This is a genomic window from Caballeronia sp. 11_S32 (assembly GCF_056930355.1).
The window spans coordinates 394,967-417,062 of sequence record NZ_JBXOWH010000006.1 but is presented as its reverse complement, the minus strand read 5'-3'; the positions used below and the strand labels follow the sequence as shown (position 1 = coordinate 417,062).

The 22,096-nt window shown below is 61.2% G+C and carries 16 protein-coding genes and 1 pseudogene; 5 read left to right on the top strand and 12 right to left on the bottom strand.

All coding sequences use genetic code 11. From position 1 onward, the window contains the following. Nucleotides 1-61: 61 nt before the first annotated feature. The 7 genes from AC1Z32_RS40635 to AC1Z32_RS40605 all read right to left on the bottom strand — a co-directional run bounded on the left by AC1Z32_RS40635 (nucleotide 62) and on the right by AC1Z32_RS40605 (nucleotide 8,473). Nucleotides 62-1,027, bottom strand: coding sequence for a WD40/YVTN/BNR-like repeat-containing protein (locus AC1Z32_RS40635; RefSeq protein WP_483484489.1), 966 nt, complete (start codon nucleotides 1,025-1,027; stop codon nucleotides 62-64). 13 nt (nucleotides 1,028-1,040) lie between these two features. Beyond that, nucleotides 1,041-3,401: an efflux RND transporter permease subunit gene (locus tag AC1Z32_RS40630; protein WP_483484524.1), complete on the bottom strand. Its 2,361-nt coding sequence runs from the start codon at nucleotides 3,399-3,401 to the stop codon at nucleotides 1,041-1,043. A 45-nt stretch (nucleotides 3,402-3,446) separates the two neighbouring features. Continuing rightward, nucleotides 3,447-5,276: a DUF1302 domain-containing protein gene (locus AC1Z32_RS40625; protein WP_483484488.1), complete on the bottom strand. Its 1,830-nt coding sequence runs from the start codon at nucleotides 5,274-5,276 to the stop codon at nucleotides 3,447-3,449. A gap of 76 nt (nucleotides 5,277-5,352) precedes the next feature. Further along, nucleotides 5,353-6,768 (bottom strand): DUF1329 domain-containing protein, encoded by a 1,416-nt coding sequence (locus tag AC1Z32_RS40620; protein ID WP_483484487.1) that lies wholly within the window; start codon nucleotides 6,766-6,768, stop codon nucleotides 5,353-5,355. A 27-nt stretch (nucleotides 6,769-6,795) separates the two neighbouring features. Beyond that, nucleotides 6,796-7,209 (bottom strand): RidA family protein, encoded by a 414-nt coding sequence (locus tag AC1Z32_RS40615; RefSeq protein ID WP_483484486.1) that lies wholly within the window; start codon nucleotides 7,207-7,209, stop codon nucleotides 6,796-6,798. Nucleotides 7,210-7,229: 20 nt separating this feature from the next. Beyond that, nucleotides 7,230-8,063, bottom strand: coding sequence for a phytanoyl-CoA dioxygenase family protein (locus tag AC1Z32_RS40610; protein ID WP_483484485.1), 834 nt, complete (start codon nucleotides 8,061-8,063; stop codon nucleotides 7,230-7,232). Nucleotides 8,064-8,281: 218 nt separating this feature from the next. Further along, a complete protein-coding gene (locus AC1Z32_RS40605) occupies nucleotides 8,282-8,473 on the bottom strand; it encodes a hypothetical protein (protein ID WP_061126197.1) in 192 nt (63 codons plus the stop codon). A gap of 647 nt (nucleotides 8,474-9,120) precedes the next feature. On the opposite strand from AC1Z32_RS40605, the gene AC1Z32_RS40600 reads away from it, so the two are divergent. Then, nucleotides 9,121-10,539, top strand: a complete 1,419-nt coding sequence (locus AC1Z32_RS40600; RefSeq protein ID WP_483484484.1) for a TetR/AcrR family transcriptional regulator — start codon at nucleotides 9,121-9,123, stop codon at nucleotides 10,537-10,539. Nucleotides 10,540-10,941: 402 nt separating this feature from the next. Here AC1Z32_RS40600 and AC1Z32_RS40595 read toward each other — a convergent pair whose 3' ends face one another. The 5 genes from AC1Z32_RS40595 to AC1Z32_RS40575 form a co-directional block, all read right to left on the bottom strand. Beyond that, nucleotides 10,942-11,796 carry a 3-hydroxybutyryl-CoA dehydrogenase gene (locus tag AC1Z32_RS40595; RefSeq protein WP_483484483.1) on the bottom strand — a complete coding sequence of 285 codons (855 nt, stop codon included), beginning with the start codon at nucleotides 11,794-11,796 and terminating at the stop codon, nucleotides 10,942-10,944. Nucleotides 11,797-11,815: 19 nt separating this feature from the next. Beyond that, the gene (bktB, locus tag AC1Z32_RS40590) at nucleotides 11,816-13,012 is read right to left on the bottom strand and encodes a beta-ketothiolase BktB (protein ID WP_483484482.1); all 1,197 of its coding nucleotides are present in this window, start codon (nucleotides 13,010-13,012) and stop codon (nucleotides 11,816-11,818) included. A gap of 39 nt (nucleotides 13,013-13,051) precedes the next feature. Continuing rightward, nucleotides 13,052-14,749 carry an electron transfer flavoprotein-ubiquinone oxidoreductase gene (locus tag AC1Z32_RS40585; RefSeq protein ID WP_483484481.1) on the bottom strand — a complete coding sequence of 566 codons (1,698 nt, stop codon included), beginning with the start codon at nucleotides 14,747-14,749 and terminating at the stop codon, nucleotides 13,052-13,054. A gap of 38 nt (nucleotides 14,750-14,787) precedes the next feature. Next, on the bottom strand, nucleotides 14,788-16,590 hold the full coding sequence (locus AC1Z32_RS40580) for an acyl-CoA dehydrogenase (RefSeq protein ID WP_483484480.1): 1,803 nt from the start codon (nucleotides 16,588-16,590) through the stop codon (nucleotides 14,788-14,790). Nucleotides 16,591-16,759: 169 nt separating this feature from the next. Continuing rightward, the gene (locus tag AC1Z32_RS40575) at nucleotides 16,760-17,764 is read right to left on the bottom strand and encodes an AraC family transcriptional regulator (RefSeq protein ID WP_483484479.1); all 1,005 of its coding nucleotides are present in this window, start codon (nucleotides 17,762-17,764) and stop codon (nucleotides 16,760-16,762) included. A 473-nt stretch (nucleotides 17,765-18,237) separates the two neighbouring features. Here AC1Z32_RS40575 and AC1Z32_RS40570 point away from each other — a divergent pair, with 473 nt between their 5' ends. The 4 genes and pseudogenes from AC1Z32_RS40570 to AC1Z32_RS40555 all read left to right on the top strand — a co-directional run bounded on the left by AC1Z32_RS40570 (nucleotide 18,238) and on the right by AC1Z32_RS40555 (nucleotide 22,040). Further along, entirely contained in the window at nucleotides 18,238-18,912 is a 675-nt protein-coding gene (locus tag AC1Z32_RS40570) for a histidine phosphatase family protein (protein WP_483484478.1), read from the top strand. A gap of 24 nt (nucleotides 18,913-18,936) precedes the next feature. Then, a complete protein-coding gene (locus tag AC1Z32_RS40565) occupies nucleotides 18,937-19,965 on the top strand; it encodes a phosphotransferase (RefSeq protein WP_483484477.1) in 1,029 nt (342 codons plus the stop codon). 41 nt (nucleotides 19,966-20,006) lie between these two features. Beyond that, nucleotides 20,007-20,765 (top strand): annotated as a pseudogene (locus tag AC1Z32_RS40560) (SDR family oxidoreductase); the annotation flags it as partial. 24 nt (nucleotides 20,766-20,789) lie between these two features. Further along, on the top strand, nucleotides 20,790-22,040 hold the full coding sequence (locus tag AC1Z32_RS40555; protein WP_483484476.1) for an acyl-CoA dehydrogenase family protein: 1,251 nt from the start codon (nucleotides 20,790-20,792) through the stop codon (nucleotides 22,038-22,040). The last annotated feature ends 56 nt before the right edge of the window (nucleotides 22,041-22,096 follow it).

The window sequence follows — 22,096 nt, the reverse complement described above, 5'->3', positions numbered from 1 at the left end:
ACTCCTGTTTCAATTATATGCAGTACTGCGATATACACATGCGGCAGGAAATGCAGCATGCTCAAGGCCCCACCAGCACACCGTCCTGCGAAAACAGCAACGGCTTTCCGGTGCGATCGATCACTGCGGCTGTGAGGGACGCACGATCCGCGCGCTGTTGAACCTCGAACGAAGTACTGCCCTCGCGTTGCCGGAAAACAAGGCCATCGAGCCCGACGCCCATCAGTCCATTCCCGGTCGTCAAAAGATCGGTGATCGAACTCTTCGTGCCCGCGTTCAGCGCCGTCCATGTCGCCCCATCGTCGCTGCTCTGGTACAGGCCGCCCAGCAAACCGCCTACGATGATCCGGCCGTCGGGCAGCGCCACGCCCGTCCACAGCGTCCCTCTGCCGCCCGTCGCCTGATAGTTCCAGTTCGCCCCGCCATCCGTGGACTTCAGCACCATTCCCTGCTCAGAGTCGATGTAAAGCACACCGTGACGATCAGAAAAGACGTGGTAAAGGTTGCGGTCGGCACGACCACTACCCGGTGGTTTCGGCACACTCACTTTCGTCCACGACTTGCCACCATCATGGGTGACGAGCATGAGTGACCATAGGCCCACCGCGATTCCGTCCCGAGCAGTAGTAAAGAGCACGGAGAACAACGGCTGGTCAACTGAGAGGTCTATCCGCTGCTTTTGCCATGTTTCGCCGCCGTCGCTCGTCGCGAGAATCACGCCCCACTGTCCGACCGTCCAGCCGTGCTGCGCGTCGGCAAAAGTGACCGCAGAAAGGGTTGCCGACACCGGAACATGGTTTGACTGACGCCACGTTTTTCCCTCGTCATCTGACATCACGACTACGCCGTGCTCCCCTACGGCAACGATGCGCGAACCGGCGCGCGCCGCGTCCATCAACATCATGTGTCTCGGTGCTGTCCAGGCATGCGCGGGTTTGGCCGCCCAGTCCGCGACCGCTCCCTGTGCTTGAGCGAAGGCCGCGACGCTCGCACACAAGGATGCGCCGGCAACAAACATCTTGATCATGATTGGTCTCCAGTCAGTGGCTGAAAAGCCCCGGCGCGCGCGCCGGCTTGCGCCGCGGAAACCAGCGCTCCAGGACCGACGCCAACGCCGGCAGCGCGGTCATCGCCATCAGCAGGTTCACAAGGAACATGAACGCCAGCAGCTTGCCCATGTCCGCCTGAAATTTCAGTGCTGAGAAGCTCCACGTCGCCACACCGATGGCCAATGTGATCGCCGTGAAGATCGTCGCTACGCCGACCTCGAGCATCGCGTGCTGCACCGCCTTCACAATGTTCTGGCCACCCGCTAGATGTACCTGCAAGCGGTTGTAGATATAGAACGCATAGTCCACGCCAATACCTACGGCCAGTACCATGACCGGAAGGGTCGCCACCGTCAGCCCGATTTGCAACTCCTTCATGAACCAATAACCAATGAAAGTTGCGACCGTGAGCGGCAAGCAGCACGCGAGCATTGCACGCCAGTCACGGTAGGCGAGGAACACCAAAATCAGGATGGCAGCGTAGACATAGAGCATCATCGGCAACTCGCTCTTCTCCACCTCTTCGTTGATGGCCGCTAGCACGCCCGCGTTTCCCGCCGCAAGCCGTACATTGATACCCGGAAATACGTGCGATGCGCGGTATTGCTTCACGTCGTCGAGAATTCGGCTAATCGTCGTGGCCTTGTGATCGGTGAGAAAAAGATGGACCGCTGTCATGCCACAATTGGCCTTCATGAAGCCCTTCACTCGGCCGGCATCCACCGAAACCGCTGCGTAGTTTTCGGGGTCGATCGGCACAACATTCATCTTCGGATAGTCTTCGTTATAGCCCTGGTTGTAGCGGCGCAGCATCCCGGCGTATGACTGCACTGACACCACGCCGGGCTCGTCACGCAGCGTGCTCGTCAGATCGTCTTCGTAGAGTCCGACAGCAGGGTTGTCGCATGCCTTGCCTCCCGACTCGATTGCGAGCGTGAGCCAATCGAGGCCAATGTCGTAGTTCGCCGCGATCGACGTCGCATCTTGGTTGAAGCGCGCATCCGCACGCAGTTCGGGCGCACCCGGCTGAAGCGTACCGATCACGCGGTCGCGGCTTTGCCAGGCAGCGAGAGCGAAAACCACGAGCGTCAGCGCCACGGTCAAGCCTGCATAGCGCGGCTGCGCGATGCGCGCGAGTCCACGCAACCATGACGAGCGCCGCTCGCTGCGTTTGAGTGCGCTGTCCGCATAGCTCTTTGTGAAGTGAAAGCACGAAGCGGCGACGGGCAGCAATACGAGGTTCGTCACGATTTTGTAGCCGACGCCGAGCGACGCAGTAATAGCCAGCTCGCGCACCATGGGAATCGGAATCAACAGCAGCGTGATGAAAGACACGAATGCGGTGACGAGGGCCAGCACACCCGGAATCAGCAAACCGCTGAAGCTATGGCGCGCCGCATCAAACGAACTGTTGCCATGCGCGATCTCACGCACGATGAAGTTGACCTGCTGCACGCCGTGCGACACGCCAATCGCGAAAACCAGGAAAGGCACCAGCACGGCGAGCGGATCGAGGCCGAATCCCAGCAGCTTAAGCGTCCCGAACTGCCAGACCAGTGACGTGAGGGAACAGGCGATCAGCAGCACCGTGAAGCGAATCGAATGGCAGTACCAGTAGACCGCGAGCGCAGTCAACAGTAGTGCGATGCCGCAGAAACCGAGCACAGCCGTGGCGCCATCGGCGATATCGCCAATTTGTTTCGCGAAGCCGATGATCTGGATCTCATAGCCTGCGTCCTCGAACGGCTTGCGGATCTGCGCCTCGAGCAAGTGATTGAACTTGACATAGTCGAGCACCTTGCCGTTACGGTCGCGCTCGTTGAGCTCGGCCGTGATCATGGCGCTGTCTTCGTTATGCGAAACAAGCGTTCCGACGTAGCCGCCTTGGGTCGTCGCATGCCGAATCGCGGTGACAAGCTCGGGCGTCAGTTGCTCAGGCGTGATGGTGCCTGAGATGATCGGCTCGGCGCGAAAACCTTCATCAGTGATCTCGTTCACGTATGCGTTCGGCGTCCAGAGCGACTGCACGCCGATCCGATCCACGTTCGGCAGATACGTCACTGCCTGAGTCACTCTATACAGACGGGTGAGCCCTTCCTTCGTCCAGATGGAGCCGTGGCGAGCTCGTACGACGAAGGTTATCCGGTTCGCACCGAGCAGGTCGGAGCGATATTTCTGGAACGTCCGAATGTACTCGTGACCGATCGGCATCTGCTTCTCGAACCCCGCGTCCATGCGCAGTTGCACGGCGAACACGGCCATGGCGACCGTAAATACCCCGACCGTCACAAGCACCGCTGCTCGGTGTCCGAAACACAATCTTTCCAACGTTTTAACCAGGCGATTTAGCACAGCTTTGATCCCTAAGTTGATTCGACGACCCACGGCATCGAGCCATCAGAAGTTCCGTGTCACGAACATCCCTACAAAGTTGCGGTCTGCATACGGCTGACCCCCGGTGTTGTGTCCGCCCCAGAACAACGTGTAGTTGATGCCCGCCTGCCACGTGGCCGGGTTCTGGTTGAAAAGCACATAAAGGTTCAGCGACTTCGCGCCCTGCAGGTAGTTCGCGCTGAGCGTCGGCGTATAGCCGTAGAGTCCGGTGGCGAACGTGACGCCTGGCGTCACCTGCCAGCCGCGGATCAGCGTGCCGTCGTAGGTCCAGTTGAAGTCGATGGTCGCGCCTACTGAGCTCGATGTGCCCTGCGCCATCCCGATCGGATAGCCAAAATTCGAGGTGTTGTTCAGCCAGGGAAAATAGCCCGCCTGCGGCACCTGCGTAACCACTTGTCCGTCGACCGTACGGGTGACGCCCTGCGAGCTAAGACCCGGGTAGTAGACCCAGGTCAGCTCTGCAGTCAACGTCGCGGAATCCGCACCGATCAACTTGAGAAACGGATACTCGCTGCGCGTCAGGGCCAGGATGCCGTTGATGTCGAACTGGAACCGCTTCATGTCGGCCCACTGCTGACAATTGACGCCCGCCACGCCGTTCGTGTTCAGGTCGGGCGGGCCGCCCGCGCCGTAGCAGCTCGACAGCGCCACGGCATCATGTGGCCGATATGACAGCTCGGTGCCAATAGCCCAGTCGCCCAGCCCGAAATTCGCGCTCAAGCCGAAGAGCTGGCGGTTCTGAAGATACGACCACTGCTCGGTCCCATTGGCCAACGATGAAAGCACCGGCGACTTGTCCGTGTAGTTGACGTAGTAAAACGCGAAATTCGCACCGAAGGAGCGCGGTGAAAAGTTAAGCTTGAAACCGAACTGTGGTTTGTACTTCGATGGCGACTGCCATGAAACCGGGAGCCCGATATCGTTGAAAGGGGGGCCAGCATACGTGCCGTTCACGAGGCCCGTGTTGATTCCGTCGAGGACATTCTGGTTGCCACTGTTCGGTCCGGCGATCGTGCCCGCACTTGGACCGGCTACATTCAAGTTGTTCGTGCTGATGGTGAGCGGCTGCGTGCCACGCCCGAGGCTGTTCGTTGTCGACCAGTACGATCCGACTGGCGGATAGCGGTTTCCGTTCCACTGAAACTGGTAGTATTCCTCAGTGCTGAAACCATGCGAAAGATCGGCGGCGAAGCTCACCATCGGTGCAGGAAGGAGCGCCTGCTTGAGCTGCGAACCCGGCACGAGCAGCTTCTGGATGTCGAGCGAATTCGTCGCGTTGATCCCGCCCATTGCGTACATGCTCTCGCCCCAGTTAATCACCTGGTTGCCGAGTCGCACGTGCGCAGAATTTCCGGCAATCGTGAAATCCTTTTGGGCCCATAGATCAAGCAGTTGCGCATCGTAGACGACCTGCGCCGACGCGGTGCTCGACAATGGCGTTCTTGCCGTATCTTTCGCAAGGAAGTCGTACATACCGGTGCCGCGGATCATGAACTTAAGCCCTTCGCTTGGCATCTTCAACAAGAGTTCGCTCGTCGCACTGGCGTAGGCGCTGTATGCCTGCCCTTTGCGGTAATTCAGGTCGCCGTTATCGCCGAAACCCCATTGATTTGTGTTCGCCGCCGCCCCGCAACCTGCGGAATTAGGGTCGCCAGTCAGCGAGCAACTTGGGTTCTTGGTCCGGATCCCCGCTCCCGCCGTCAGATTGGTGACCCAAGAGCCGGTGAGATCGTTGATCCCGGTCGTGAAGTCGTAACCGTACGCACTTGATGCTGCCGTTCCGAATATGGCCAGCGATACCGCAACATACCTGCCGATTATCTTCGTTGTCATGGTCTGCCCCACCGTCCTCCTCCCTGCCGGCGCACGCGTGTGACGTGCGCCGGGTCCTTTGTGCCGACGTCGGATGTCAGCGCTCGCTCGCCGAACGCAACGATTCCGCGGTGTAGAAGTCCACCTTGAAGCGCGGATTGTCGACATGCTCGTACCAGCGAATGTCCTTGCCCTGCCCGATGGACGATGCATCCAGCACGTAGCGTCCGTTGATCAGGTCGTATTGCACGAAGGGCTCGTTGTCGCAGGCCCCGCCCAACTCCCACACTGGGATGGGGTAGCTTTCGCGTACCTTCCAGAGCTTGCCCTGCGCGTCGTAGTCTTCGCCGACCAGCGCGAGCCAGCTGTCTTCATCCAGATAGAAGACTTTCTTCGATGCGACGTGGCGTGCCGTAGGCTTGAGCGTGGCCTCGACGACCCAGACACGGTGGACCTCATAGCGACGGTGATCAGCTGCGATCCCTTCGGGAGTCGCAACGTCGTGCAGCTTCGTCTTGAAGCTGTACATGCCGAAGTCGTTGTACGGGACGATCATTTCGCGCTTGCCCACCAGCTTCCAGTTGAAACGGTCGATAGACCCGTTGAACATGTTCGATTCATCGATTAGGTACTGGTTTTCGAAGCCGATCAACGGCGCATCGTGCGTATAAGCGGGCATGCGTCTCACACGGCGCTGACCCGGAAAATAGTAGTACGTCTCGGAATCCTTATCGAAGAACTGGCGCTGTACGAAGGCCTGTCCAGCTAGTGCCGCGGGTGAGTTGACGGAGAAATAGGCACCCAGATTGAACTGATCGACGTCCTGCGGCGACGTCTTGCCTTCCTTGCCCGCTGGAAAATAAAAGGTTTGGGGACCCACTGCGTCGATCCAGTCACTGCTGCCGGGACGCGGGGAAATCGCCGTGACAACCGGGGACCACTCGACCCCCTCGCCGCGGTACCGTGTCTCATAGTTGAGGATCGCTTCGGCGCCACTCTTTGGCTGCGGAAATGCCACTCCGGGGAGGGTCGCCGCTTGTACTGTCTCGCCATTCGAAGCCAGTTTCGCGGTGGTGAGATTCGTCGTGGAATTTTGCTCGGCGAATTCCGGCAACTGACATTCGCGGTGGGACGGATAGACGTCCATCCGATAACCCTTCTGCTGTTTGATCAGCTGGATCTCGCCCGGGGAGAGCTTGTCCGCGTACTTGTCGACGTTTGCCGCGTCGATCGAATAGAGCGGCTTCTCGTCCCGATGTTTCCAGAAGTCGCCGCGCATCTTGCCCCACTCCCAACCTGCCGGCGTGGCTTGCCTCCCGGCAAACGCCGGCACCAATCCGTCCTTGCTGGCCGCGCGTTCGGCGCCTACCGGCGTAAGTTCCTCAGCAACGGCCGCTCCGCCCGCAAGCAAGAGCGCCGCGGCGATGGCCGACAATGTTCCAATAGTGTGCTTTCTCACCGCGATTCTCCTTCTGATCTCACCATGATTAGTAGTACATATTGTAAAAAACATCAGAGCTGGCGCTGTACAGCAAAGCACTCAACTCTCGCCGCAGCTTGCCACTGCTACCGCTCTGATCTCGATGCACAACTCCGGCAGCGCCAGTTGGGTCACGCCAACGGCCGTCCACGAGGGATAGCGTGTCGGGAAGTACGCGTCCTTGACCGTCGAAAAGGCCTCCATTTCCCCTCGCAGGTCCGTGTGAAAGGTGGTCAGCTCCACGACGTCGGCCAGACTCGCCCCCGCCGTTTCAAGCACGACCTTCAGGGACTCGAAGGCGATGCGTGCCTGCGCCTGCATGCCCTCGCCGGCTTGCATATCCGGGCCGATGCCGACCTGACCAGAAACCCAGATGGTGTCGCCGACTCGGGTTGCGGGTGAAAAATGAAAAGTGTCGTAGAACGCCTGAAACGGCGGCGGGATGATCGATTGCCGCGAACTGGACTTTGTCATGGTGGTGATGGTCGGTTTGGTCAGACGAGTTGACGGAAACAGGGTGCGCGAAACGGATCGCCGTCTTTCAACGCGGCAAGTTCTTCGAGGAATAGAACTCCGGCCGACGTGAACCCCGACACGCTCGGTTGCGGCAGCGGACTGAAAACCGCGTCGTCGCCGAAGAAGCGCAGCACAAGTGTGTGGCGAGTCGGAAATGCCGCGTCCACCGCTCCGCCACCATGGAGCACGCCCGGATGTAGGAGCAGAACATCGCCGGGCTCCGTCTCCCACGAAATGATGTCGTACGCAGCCGGGTTGCTGCGGCGCTCCGCTTCGATATTTGGCAGGCGCGGCCAGACATCCCCGCCATGCAAAGGGTCAGTGGGATCGTACGCATTCTGAAAAGTGGTGCCGTCATGACGCGTGCCGCGATGCGAGCCCTTCACGATCTCGAGCGCATTCTGCCGGGGAACAGCCTCGAAGCTGATCCAGGCATTGCCAAAATGCTTGCCCTCCCATGGCAGGTAGGAAGTGTCCTGATGCCAAGGCGAGCGTCCGCTCGTGCCACCAGCCTTGAGAAATAACTCTTCGGCGAAATACCACACGTGCTTCGATCCCCAGAGATCGGCAAACAGTTCGCCAAGCGATAGCGTGCCGACCAAATCATCCAGGCGCGCCTTCGCGTAGGGATTGGCGTTGTCGTTGTGCGATTTCTGCGCGGTGCCATCGAACAGCGTCGTGGCCATTGGTCCCGGATTCTCGATACCCCAATCGAAGACTTGCCGACAGAGGGCCAGTTGCTCACTGTCGAGAAGGCCTTTGATCAGGACCGCGCCATCTTCGGCGAAAGCCCTACGCCTGAATTCATCCATCTACGTTCTCCCGGCTCTTCAGTCGACGGTCCAAGCGCGAGCGCGCGTCGGATGATGTCTGTACTAGAAAACTGTGGTAATGATAGGTCATCATGACAAAGAAAGATTGAAATCAAAAGACAGGGTATTCCCTGTCGTGCATCTGATTTGCTTTCGAAAAAGTCGAGAATTGGGCCGTCCGACGACGACCACGACGGACCCGCGTTTAACGCTGACCGTCAATAATCACGATGAAGCGGACGATCAGCGCGGTCGTCGGAAGTTTCGCTCGAGATCGACTGGAGCAAGTTGTCGGCAAAGCGCTGAAGGGCCTGGAAAGACCCGTACACGCTCTTGTACTCCACGCGGCCGATCCGGCCATCGAGCACGACCAGCATGCCCGAATCATTCGCAAGCCTTTCGATATCCATCACGTTTCCCCTCCGAAACGAAGAAAAACCCGCAGTCCCTAGTCTGCCGACAGCGAAACACCCAACGTAGGTCGATGGGGACCCGGAGGGAACACTCGCCATGATCCATCACCGTGCTGGAAGAAAAGAATCGCCAGAGGGCCTGACGACAGAAATGACTCCGCGCGCACGCACCGAATGGGCCTGCGTGAAGCGCACGAAAGCCGGGTCAACCGGATCGGTGAGGCTGTGGTCGGGGCCAGCCACTTCTCGATCATGTCGCGCAAGGAAACCACGTCGTTGCTCATTGCCTGCTCCTTCTCGTCAGCCTCAAACAACTGCCGATTAAATGTTAATACGGTTTAACGACCTATGATTTACGTATTTGTGACCTAAGAATAGATGTTGATTGACCTACAATCAAGTCTGGCGATGGCGAGGGAAAACACTGATTCGGGATGGGTTCACCTCTCGTGAGCCGCATCTGCAGGCGGAACCTACGTGTCATTTGACACGGAGCCTTCGCTTTCTCAGCGTTTATCGGTATGCCGACCAAGCGGGGACCGTTCATCCGGAAGGGGTGCTGCCACGACCTTACGATTATGTTATCTTGCCTTGATCTGACCTATAATCGGGAACGACCAAGGCAGTTTTTAGGGAGCCGCAGCGTGCAAGAGAAGGCAAAAAAAACTTTCGTTGATCCCGGAGGGCCGAGCAATGGGTCGGGATCGGCCACAGGACGAAACCGTGAACTACGCATCGCGCAAATCATCCTCGCCGCGCAGCAGACGTTTCGGGAGGATGGGTACGCCGGGTTTGCGACACGCGGGGTGGCGGGCCGCGTGGGAATCACCCTGGGAAATCTTCAGTACTACTTTCCGGCGAAAGAGGAGCTGTTACGCACAGCGCTGCAAGCTTATGTACAGCGGAAACTTGACGACTACATGAAGATCGCGCACCGGCAAGGTATCGACGCGGCGCAGCGTTGTTCCGCGTTGGTCGAGCGGATGATTCTGGATATCCACGAGACCGACCTCCCTCAGTTCCTGTTTGAGATGTTCGCATTCTCCCAGCACGCGATCTATGCTGCAGAGCTCGCCGATGAATTTCATGCGCAGTGCCGGGACGTCTTCGCGAGGTTGTTTTCGGAGATCCAGCCTGCGCTCGCTGAGGAAGACTGCCTGGTTCGTGCAACAGTCCTCCTTGCACAGACGACTGGCATGATGATCTTCAATCGCTATGTGGGCGATGGGGAGAAGGACTATGCGGAATTCGTACGCTTGACAAAGCGCTCCGTCAAATCGCTTGTCGAGTTGCCCCCAGAGGCCTTGAAGGGCGATGTTTCTGATGACGGTGTACGCGGCCGCCAACGGGGGATCAAGCAAAGTGCCGAACTCGGTGCGCAGGTTCAAGGGAGACTATTCGATCTGAGCGTTGGACAAGCACGACCAGACAGTCTCTATTACCGGCCGACGGTCCAAGGAAAGCGTCGAGAGTTGAAGATTAACGAGATCATATCTTGCGCGGCCAACCTACTGGCGACGGAAGGATACGCACAGTTTACGCAGGCGCGAGTGGCGAGGGAACTCGGCATCCTGCCGTCCGCGCTTCAAAATTACTTCCCCACGCATGACGAACTGCTCAGCTCGACAATCGACGCGTTACTGAGGGTTTATCTGGAACGCTATACGGAAATGGGGAAGCCGAGCGGCAAACCTGCGCTCGAACGTCTGTGTGAAATTGTAGAAGATGCATTTGAGGAAGCCGTTGACCCAAGGGTAGCCCGGTTTTCGTTTGAAATATTTGCTCTGGCTCAGCACTCGGACGGTACGCGTGAACTCGTGAGAAGTCTTTACTCTGCCTATCGAGCGATCTATGTCGGACTAGTACGCGAGATGGACGCCTCCGCAACCGCGCGCGACTGCCTGGCCCGCGCGACGCTGATCGCCGCTCAGATGGAAGGCGCGGCGATGTTAATGTTCGGAACACAGAAACAGGCGCCAGATATCAATCGGGTTTTTGAACTGATGAGCGCCATGACAATTCGCGTGGCGTATGGGAATGTCGGCAAAAAGGGAGTGACGTGAGGCGAGAGCCTTGCGCGGCCAGAACGCGACATGGGGCGATGAACTTTGAAGTGCGACGCCGGGATATGCTAAATGTGGGCACTTGACTGCGAGAAATCAGTAGCAGTTGCGGCCTAACGGACGCGTCACTTTCGGGAGCGCGAAGCAGCACGATTTGAGCGAGCGGGCCATGGCCTGCTCGCTCGGTCGCTCATCTGCCTGCACGAGGCCCGCAGCATGCGCCTTCCGCTCAGTTGTTTACGAGTGGGACTTACTTAGCCTGAATGCCGAGCCATGTCGCGCTTTTCGGCGAAATCCAATCCACGGCGGTATTCCCAACCAACTGCCGGACGCCGATCGTGTTTTATGGCCGAAGCGAACTATGGCAGATCGCATCGACGAGGGAGCTTTCCCGACAAGCCATTACACAGTGTAGTCATACACCCCACGTCCTGACTTGCGCCCGAGGCGTCCGGCCGCGACGAGTTCGCGCAACAAGCTGCACGCGCGGTACTTCGGATCGCCGAAGTCCTTCACGAAGACGTCCATCACGGACAGGCACACATCGAGCCCGATGAGATCGGCGAGCGCGAGCGGACCGATCGGATGATTCGCGCCGAGCTTCATGCCCTCGTCGATTTCCGCCGCGCTCGCCACACCCTCGTGCAGCACGAAGAACGCCTCGTTGATCATCGGCACGAGAATGCGATTGACGACGAAGCCCGGCGAATTGCGCACGCCGATCGGCGACTTGTCGATGCGCTCGGTGAGCGTGCGCACGTCCGCCGCCGTCCGGTCGCTCGTCTGCAGGCCGCGAATGATCTCGACGAGCGGCATCATCGGCACGGGATTGAAGAAGTGCATGCCGACAAAGCGCGACGGGGCGGCGAGCGGCGCCGCAAGCGCGGTGATCGAGATAGACGATGTATTCGTCGCGATGATCGCATCCGTCCGCGCCGCCGCTTCGATCTGCCCGAGAATGCGCCCCTTCAGTTCGACGTTCTCGGTCGCCGCTTCGATGACGATATCGGCCGAAGCAAGGCGCGCATAGTCGGTCGACGTGGCGATGCGCCCGAGCGCGGCCTCCTGCGCCGCCGCGTCGAGCTTGCCCTTGGAGACGAGCCGCGCGAGGCTCGCCCGGACTGCCGCAATGCCCTTGCCGAGTGCCGCTTCGCTGACGTCGATCATCACGACGTCGAGCCCCGCGACGGCCGCCGCCTGCGCGATGCCGCTGCCCATCGTACCCGCGCCCACGACGCCGATCGTTTCGATATTCATGGAATGTCCCTCGATTCGATCACTGAAGATTTTCGAAAATCGCCGCGATCCCCTGACCGCCGCCGATGCACATCGTGACGAGCGCGTACCGGCCACCGGTGCGCTTCAGTTCATACAGCGCCTTGACGGTGATGAGCGCGCCCGTCGCGCCGACCGGATGCCCCAGCGAAATGCCCGAGCCGTTCGGATTGACCTTGCTCGGATCCAGTCCCAGCTCCTGCGTGACCGCGCAGGCCTGTGCGGCGAAGGCCTCGTTGGCTTCGATCACATCGAGCTGCGCCACGTCGAGACCCGCGCGTTCGAGCGCCTTGCGCGTCGCCGGCACGGGGCCGATGCCCATATAGGCCGGATCGACACCCGCATGCGCGTAGGACACGAGCCGTGCGAGCGGCCGCGCGCCGCGCCGCTCGGCTTCGCCGCGCTCCATCAGGAGCACGGCCGCCGCCGCGTCGTTGATGCCCGAGGCGTTGCCGGCTGTCACCGTGCCGTTCTCCTTGACGAACACCGGCTTCAGGGTTTCGAAGTCCCTGGCGCTCGCATCGAGGCGCACGTGCTCGTCGGTGTCGAAGACCGCTTCGCCCTTTTTCGTGCGCAGCGTGACCGGCAGGATCTGGTCGCGGAACCGTCCTTCCGCGATCGCACGCTCGGCACGGCGATGCGATTCGAGTGCGAGCGCGTCCTGCGCATCGCGGGCAATGCCGTACTTGCGCGCGACGTTCTCCGCCGTCACGCCCATATGAATCGTCTGGAACGGGTCGTGCAGCGCGCCGAGCATCATGTCGACGAGCTTCCCGTCGCCCATGCGCTGGCCGAAGCGCGCGCCCGGCAACGCGTACAGCGCGCGGCTCATGGATTCGGCGCCGCCGCCGATGGCGATGTCCGCATCGCCCAGCAGAATGGTCTGCGCGGCCGAGACGATCGCCTGCAGGCCCGAGCCGCACAGCCGGTTCACCGTCAGCGCCGGCACGTGCTGCGCGACGCCGCCGTTGATCGCCGCGACGCGCGCGAGATACATGTCCTTCGGCTCCGTATGCACCACGTGGCCGAACACGACGTGGCCGACTTCGTCGCCTGTGACGTTCCCGCGCCCGAGCACTTCGCGCACGGTCATCGCACCCAGTTCGGTCGGCGCGAAATCCTTCAGACTGCCGCCGAAATCGCCGATGGCGGTCCGCACGCCGCTCACCACGACTACTTCACGTTTTGCTTCGCTCATTGATTCGCTCCGGTTCGTTTGCGCGTGCGCGTCGCGCGATTACATGTTCGGATAGTTCGGGCCGCCGCCGCCTTCCGGCGTCACCCATACGATGTTCTGCGTCGGGTCCTTGATGTCGCAGGTCTTGCAGTGCACGCAATTCTGCGCATTGATCTGAAGGCGGTCTTCGTCCGCATCGGTCTTGACGAACTCGTACACGCCCGCCGGACAGAAGTGCGCTTCCGGGCCCGCGTAGGTGCGCAGATTGACGTCGATGGGCACGTTCCTGTCCTTCAGCGTCAGATGCGCGGGCTGGTTCTCTTCGTGATTGGTGTTCGAAACGAATACGGACGACAGCCGGTCGAACGTCAGCTTGCCGTCCGGCTTCGGATAGACGATCGGCGTGCACTGCGCGGCAGGCTTGAGCGTCTCGTGATCCGCGTGCCGGTGATGCAGCGTCCACGGCACCTTGCCGCCCAGCAGCTTCTGCTCGATCCCCACCATCAGCGTGCCGAGGTAGAGGCCCTTGCCCATCCATTGCTTGAAGTTGCGCGCGCGGTGCAGTTCCGTGTGCAGCCAGGAGCGCCGGAACGACTCCGGATAGGCCTCCAGCTCGTCCGATTCCCGCCCGGCCTGCAAGGCGTCGAATGCGGCATCGGCGGCGAGCATGCCGGTCTTGAGCGCCGCGTGCGAGCCCTTGATGCGCGACGCGTTGAGAAAGCCCGCATCGTCGCCGACGAGCGCGCCACCCGGAAACACCAGCTTCGGCAAGGACATCAACCCGCCCGCCGCGATCGCGCGCGCGCCGTACGACACGCGCTTGCCGCCTTCGAGGAACGGGCGGATCGCCGGGTGCGTCTTGTAGCGCTGAAATTCCTCGAATGGCGAGAGATACGGGTTCGTATATCCGAGGCCGACGACGAAGCCGACCATCACCTGATGATTGTCGAGGTGATAGAGGAACGAGCCGCCGTAAGTGTCGGTCTGGAGCGGCCAGCCGGCCGTGTGAATGACGAGCCCGGGCTTGTGCTGCGCCGGATCGATCTCCCACAGCTCCTTGATGCCGATGCCGTACACCTGCGGATCGACGCCCTCGCGCAGGCCGAAGCGCGCCGACAGCTGCCGCGCGAGATGACCGCGCGCGCCTTCGCAGAACAGCGTGTACTTCGCGTAAAGGTCCATGCCGAGCTGAAACGCCTCGGTCGGCTGTCCGTCGCGGCCGACGCCCATGTTGCCCGTCGCCACGCCCTTGACCGAGCCGTCATCGTGATAGAGCACTTCGGCGGCGGCGAAGCCCGCGAAGATCTCGACGCCCAGCGCTTCGGCCTGCTGACCCAGCCAGCGCGTCAGGTTCGCGAGGCTGATCACGTAGTTGCCGTGATTCCTGAAGTTCTCCGGCAGCGCCCAGTTCGGCACGGCCCGCGCGCCTGCTTCCGACAGGAACAGAAAGCGGTCCTCGGTCACCGAGACATCGAGCGGCGCGCCTTGCGCTTTCCAGTCGGGAATGAGCTCGTCGAGCCCACGCGGGTCCATGACTGCGCCCGACAGAATATGCGCACCGATTTCCGAGCCCTTTTCGAGCACGCACACGCTAATGTCGGCGCCCTGCCCCGCCGCGCGCTGCTTCAGGCGAATCGCGGCGGACAGTCCGGCGGGGCCGCCGCCGACGATCACCACGTCGTACTCCATCGATTCACGCGGACCGTATTGCTCGATCCAGTTCGTCGACACCTCCGTGCGGGCGTTGTCCAACGTCATACCGCCTCCTTCTCTCAGGCTCAGGACACGCGTACGCGTCAGAATTGCGCTTCGTTCAATGCGAACAGCGGATCGTCGCCGTGCGCGCAGACGATGGCGGTTTCGAGTCCGCGGGCCTGCGTCAGCACGTATTCGGAGAAGCAGTGCGCGGTCGCGATCTTCGCGCCGTAGAACTGCGGGTCTTCGGCCCGCTTGCGTTGCGCCGCGAGCAGCGCACGCGCCATCTGCCAGCCCGACAGCACGATGCCCGCGAGCTTCAGATACGGCACGCTGCCGGCGAACACCGCGTTCGGGTCGCGCTTGCACGATTCGAGCACGTAGGCGACGACGTTCGCGAGCGCCTCGCGTCCATCGGCGAGACGCCGGTGCATCGCCTCGAATACGCGCGCGGCATCGCCGGCATCGGTCGATTGCAACGCTTCGAGCGTCGCGTCGATTTCCTCGAGCAGCGCATGCGCCGCCGCGCCGCCGTCGCGAAGCGTCTTGCGGCCGACGAGATCGTTGGCCTGAATCGCCGTCGTGCCTTCATAGATCGACAGGATGCGCGCATCGCGATAGAACTGGGCGGCGCCCGTCTCCTCGATGAAGCCCATCCCGCCATGCACCTGAACGCCAAGGCTCGTCACGTCGATGGCCATTTCGGTGCTCCAGCCCTTCACGATCGGCACGAGATATTCGTTGATCGCCTGATGCCTTGCGCGGCTCGCCGCGTCCTCGTCGTGATGCGCGAAATCCGCGTGCGCGGCCGCGACATAGGCAAGCGCACGCGCGCCTTCGGTCAGCGCGCGCATGGTGCCGAGCATCCGGCGCACGTCGGGGTGGCGGATGATCGCGACGGAGCCCGCGTCCGAACCGTCGACGGGGCGGCTCTGAATCCGCTCCTTCGCATACGCGGCGGCCTTCTGATAAGCCGCGTCGGACAGCGCGATGCCCTGCAGACCGACGCCGAAGCGCGCCGCGTTCATCATGATGAACATGTACTCGAGACCGCGATTCTCCTCGCCAACGAGATAGCCGGTTGCGCCGCCCTTGTCGCCGTACTGGAGCACGGCCGTCGGACTCGCCTTGATCCCGAGCTTGTGCTCGATGGACACGCAGTGGACGTCATTGCGCGCGCCGAGGCTGCCGTCGTCGTTCAGCAGGAATTTGGGCACGAGGAACAGCGAGATGCCCTTTACGCCTTCTGGCGCATCCGGCGTGCGGGCAAGCACGAGATGGACGATGTTCTCGACCATGTCGTGCTCGCCCCAGGTGATGAAGATCTTGGTGCCGGACACCTTGTAGGTGCCATCGCCCTGCGGTACGGCGCGCGAACGCACGAGCGACAGATCGGAGCCCGCCTGCGGCTCGGTCAGATTCATCGTGCCGGTCCACGCGCCCTCGACCAGCTTCGGCAGAAAGCGCGCCTTCAACTCCGCCGAGCCCGCGGTCAGCAATGCCTCGATGGCGCCGTCGGTGAGCAGCGGGCACAGCGCGAAGGAAAGGTTGGACGCGTTGAGCATCTCGATGCACGGCGACGCGACCAGCTTAGCGAGCCCCTGACCGCCGAATTCCACCGGATGGCTGATGCCTTGCCAGCCGCCCTCGGTGTATTGGCGGTAGGCATCGCCGAAACCGGCCGTCGCCGCGACCTCGCCGTCATGCCACGTGCTCGGGCGCTGGTCGCCCTGCGCGTTCAGTGGCGCGATGACTTCGGCGGCAAGCTTCGCCCCTTCGTCGAGAACGGCTTGCGCGGTATCGGCATTCGAATCGCCGAGACCGCTGAGCTGACGGACGCTTGCAATATCTGCCAGCTCTTCGAGTACGAACATCATGTCCTTGACGGGGGCTGCATAAGTCATCGCCGACTCCAGGTGCATGGCCCGTCAACTGGCAGGCCAAATGGCAACAAATACGGATGTTGCCGCGCATGGTATCAACGGGTCTGCATTTCCCCGTTATCTGAAACTGCCCTTTTATTGACAAAATCTGCCAAACAGAAAATCGACGCCAGCCGATCCACGGCCGCGCTCAGCCGGCTTTCTTCTGTCTGTAGGCGGCCGGCGTGCTGCCGGTCCAGTGACGGAAAGCGCGATGGAACGCGGTCGGATTGTCGAACCCGACATCGAAGGCGATCGCCGCGATCGCATCGTCCGAACGGGTGAGGCGCTGAATGGCGATGTCGCGGCGCACTTCGTCCTTGATCGCCTGGAAGGACGTTCCCTCCACGCCGAGACGCCTGCACAGCGTCCGCACCGAGTAGTGCAGCTGCTGCGCGACGGCGTCGACGGTCGGTGTCTTCGGCAGGGCGGCGGCGATGCATTGGCGCACCTGATGACACACCATCTCGTCGGTGAACGACACGAAAATCCAGTCCTCCGGCGCGCGCTGAAGGAATGCGTCGAGATCCGACTTTCGCTGCCGGATGGGACGATCGAGATAGGCGGCATCAAACGCGATCAGCGTGCGATCGCACCCGAAACGCACCGGTCCCGGAAACAGATACAGCAGGTCGCCGGACTGCGCCGGCCGCAGAAACTCGAACGCCGCTTCGGCGAGCGGAATCTTCTGGCGTATGAGCCAGGAAGCGACGCCATGCACGAGCTTCAGCACGAGCTCCCGCGCAAGCGCGCTTGCCTTCGGGCCCTGCGGATTCGCGACGAATTCGACGATCGCGTAGGCGCCCTCCCGCCGCGACACGAGCTGGAATTCATCGAGGACCAGATGAAAGAACTGGCCGAAACGATGCAGCGCCACTTCGAGACGCGGCGCATCGAGAAGGCTCAGGCACAGGAACTTGAGCGTGCCGTTGCGCAGCGGACGCGCGAAGATCCCCGGCATCTCGTCATCGAGTTCCATGGCGAGCAGGCGGTAGAGCGTCGAAAACTGCTCCTGCGTGACGCGCGCGGCGGGCATGCCGAGCAGGTCGTGCGGAATGCCGGAACGCTCGGCGAGCCGCGCAACCGCGGCCCGGTTGGCACCAGAGAGGAAACCGTTGACGACAGATATCGGAACCGTGGCAGAAAATCGCTTCATGACTTGGTCGTGGCATACACTGAATCGAGCGCGAAACTCGCAAGGCGTCCGGTAAGCCGGGAGGGCAGATCGAGACGCGAAGTCGTGGTTCAACGCTGTCGAGCCATGCGCGAGCGCAGGCTGCAGCAGCGTGTCAAGTATCTCAATCAGCCGTCTTCGAGCACGTTTAAAGGGCAGTATGGCATCGCGCATCAACAACCGGCCTGCTGCCAGGTATCTTCGTGCCGATAAATCCCCCTCGACAGACCACTCGTCTCAAGTCGTGTGCCACCCCGGCTCGGGACGACGCCCTCAGAGACGCCCCTTCATTTACGCTTCATTGAAGCGATTCCCCGCTTCGCCTCGAGGGAGGTTGTCCTGGTATTCGCAATCGCCATCACCGCTACGAATACCCCCTCATTCAAGAAATAAAGTTCGTCAATACCAGTGTCGCCCATAAGCTTGCTTGACCGACTCGGATCGCGGAAGAAGCAATGGCAGAACTCTTTTTGGTACGGCACGGGCAGGCGTCACTGGGCAGCCAAAACTACGATTGTCTTTCGGACACCGGCAAGCGGCAGAGCATCTGGCTCGGCGAGCACTTCGCGCTCAATGGTCTCAAATTCGACCGGGTGGTGACAGGCTCGCTGCTGCGTCACGCTCAGACGCTCGATGCGATTCGCCTGGCCACACCGGGTATAAATGTCGAATGCGAGATTCATTCCGGACTCGATGAATACGATTTTCACGCGCTCTTTCGCGCTCTGCGCGATGAAGATCTCAGGCTCGTCGAATCCGCGAAACGCAGTCCGCGCGAGTTCTTCAAGGCATTGCGGGCGGTCCTGCACCTCTGGTGCGAAGGTGCACTGGATGATCGTGTGCCCGAGACGTGGCGAGCGTTTCAGCAGCGCGTAGCGGTTGCGCGCACTGCCATTCAGCAGAGCGACGCACGACGCGTTCTGGTGGTCACTTCCGGTGGCGTGATCGGCGCGTTCATGCAGCAGATCCTGCAAGCGCCTACTGCGATGGCAATCGAGCTCAACATGCAGATCCGCAACAGCAGCGTCACGCATTGCTTCTTCAACCACGAAACGATTCATCTATCGAGCTTCAACGGCATCGCCCATCTCGACGATCCACAACGTCACGCGTTTCAAACCTACGGTTAATCTACCCGTCAAGCATCGAACGATATGACCAGCGAACGATCTAGCCAGTCTCTCGACATTGACCGGCTCACGCCTTATCTGGAGCAGCATCTCCCGGGCTTTCGCGGGCCGGTGCACGCGACGAAGTTCGCGGGCGGCCAGTCCAACCCGACCTGGCTGCTCGACGCACAAGGCAGCCGCTATGTCCTGCGCCGCCAGCCGCCCGGGACATTGCTCAAATCCGCTCACGCAGTCGATCGCGAATTCCGCGTGCTGAGTGCGCTTGCACAAACCCCGGTTCCCATCGCGCGCGCCTGGCATCTGTGTCAAGACCGCGAGATCATCGGTAGCCTGTTCTATGTCATGAGCTACGAGCCGGGACGCATCTTCTGGAACCCCGCCCTGCCCGAAGTCGATCGCGATGCGCGGCGCGACTATTACGCATCAATCGTCTCGACGCTCGCGGCACTCCATGAAGTCGATCCGGAAAGCGTCGGCCTTGGCGACTATGGCCGAGCGGGCAACTACTTTCAGCGACAGGTCGAACTCTGGACGAAGCAGTACCGCGCCGCCGAAACCGAGCGGATAGCGCCGATGGAGGCGCTCATAGACTGGCTGCCGGCCCATTGCCCGACCCATTCTCCACGCCCGGCGCTCGTGCACGGCGATTTCCGCATCGACAACCTCATCTTCGCCGACGATGCGCCGCGCGTGCGTGCCGTACTCGATTGGGAGCTCTCGACCCTCGGCAATCCGCTCGCCGACCTCGCCTACTTCTGCATGTGCCTGCGGCTGCCATCGAAAGGGCATATCACCGGGCTGCGCGGCCAGGATCGCGATGCGCTCGGCATCCCCGAGGAGGAGGACATCCTCGCGCAGTACTGCGCGTTGCGTGGGCTCAGCGATGTTGGCAACTGGAACTTCTGCCTCGCGTTCAGCTTCTTCCGTCTTGCATCGATCGCGCAGGGCGTCAAAGCGCGCGCGTTGCAAGGCAACGCGTCAAGCGCGGATGCACACGAGGTGGGCCGCATGGTCGAACCGCTAGCACGGCTCGCCGAAGAACTGCTCGCGTAGACGGCACACTTTCTCAATCTGTCAAAAGGAACGACACGACTACGAAACTCTTTGACCTTTCGGGACGCATCGCTCTCGTGACAGGCGCGAGCCGCGGCATCGGCGAGGCCATCGCCGTGTTGCTGGCCGCACAGGGCGCACACGTCATCGTATCGAGCCGCAAGCTGGAAGATTGCGAATCAGTCGCCGCGCGCATTCGCGCGTCGGGCGCGAGTGCTGAAGCATTCGCGTGCCACGTCGGGCGCCTGGAAGATATCGCGGTCATGTTCAACCACATCCGCGAGAAGCACGGCCGGCTCGACATCCTCGTCAACAACGCCGCAGCGAATCCATACTTCGGCCATATCCTCGATACGGACCTTGCCGCCTACAACAAGACCGTCGACGTGAACCTGCGCGGATACTTCTTCATGTCGGTCGAAGCCGGCAAGATGATGAAGGAACAGGGCCGCGGCGCGATCGTCAACACGGCTTCGGTCAACGCGCTCCAGCCGGGCGATCAACAGGGTATCTACTCGATCACCAAGGCGGGCGTCGTCAACATGACCAAGGCGTTCGCGAAAGAGTGCGGTCCGTTGGGCATCCGCGTGAATGCCCTCCTGCCGGGCCTCACCAAAACGAAATTCGCCGGCGCACTTTTCGACGACAAGACCATCTACGAGCGCTGGATCAATTCGATTCCGCTGCGCCGTCACGGCGAACCCGACGAAATGGCCGGCACAGTGCTCTACCTCGTATCCGATGCAGCGAGCTATACGAACGGCGAATGTATCGTCGTCGATGGCGGCTTGACGATCTAGCGAACCGCGCGAAAGGAACCCATCATGTTTTTTGCTCATAGCCCGAAGGTTGAAGACCTGATGCGCCGCGTGCGCATGTTCATGGACGAGCATATCGTGCCGCGGCAACGTCAATGGCACGACGAGGTCCACGCGGGGCACTTTCCCGTCTCATTCATGGAAGATCTCAAAGCCATGGCCAAGGCCGAGGGCCTGTGGAATCTCTTCCTGCCGCATCTGAAGGAAGGCGAGCCGGGCACGCGTCTCACGAACCTCGAATATGCGCCGCTCGCGGAAATCATGGGCCGCGTTTCGTGGGCATCCGAGGTCTTCAACTGCAACGCGCCCGATACCGGCAACATGGAACTGCTTCACATGTTCGCGACGCCCTCGCAGCGCGAGACATGGCTCGCGCCGCTGCTCGATGGCCAAATCCGTTCCGCATTCGCGATGACCGAGCCGGACGTGCCCTCCTCCGACGCCACCAACATCACGACCTCGATTCGCCGCGATGGCAACGACTACGTGATCAATGGCCGAAAATGGTTCATCACGAACGCGGCACATCCGAACTGCAAGCTGTTCATCGTGATGGGCAAGACCGATCCGGATGCAGAAAGCCATCGTCAGCAGAGCATGATCCTCGTACCGGCGGGCACGCCCGGTGTGACGGTCGTGCGCAATATTCCGGTCATGAATCACATCTCGCCGGAAGGTCACTGCGAGATGATCTTCACGAACGTGCGCGTGCCCGCATCGAGCCTGCTCGGCGAAGAAGGCAGCGGATTTGCGCTCGCGCAAGCGCGGCTCGGACCGGGGCGCATTCACCACTGCATGCGCTCGATCGGAGCGGCCGAACTCGCGCTCGAACTAATGATCGAGCGCGCTCAGGAGCGCAAGACGTTCGGCAAGTATCTGCATCAGCATGGCACGATCGGCGAATGGATCGCCAAGTCGCGCATCGAGATCGATCAGGCACGCCTGCTTGTACTGAAGACGGCGTGGCTTCTCGATGAGGTCGGCGCGAAAGCGGCGCGCAAGGAGATCTCGATGATCAAGGCGCTGATTCCGCAGGTGCATACGGCGGTGTGCGATCGCGCGATGCAGGTATTCGGCGCGATGGGCGTGAGCCCCGATACACCACTCGCCGATCACTGGACGTGGGGACGCGCATTGCGTTACGCCGACGGTCCCGACGAAGTGCATCTCCAGGCGATCGCGAAAATGGAACTGGCGCAAGGCAAGGAACGGATCGGCGCAACGGCGGCCTATCTGAACACGCCACCGCGCGACTGAGTCTGGCGAAATCGAAGCAAACGTACGCATCCTCACAGCTCCCGTTTATCATGATG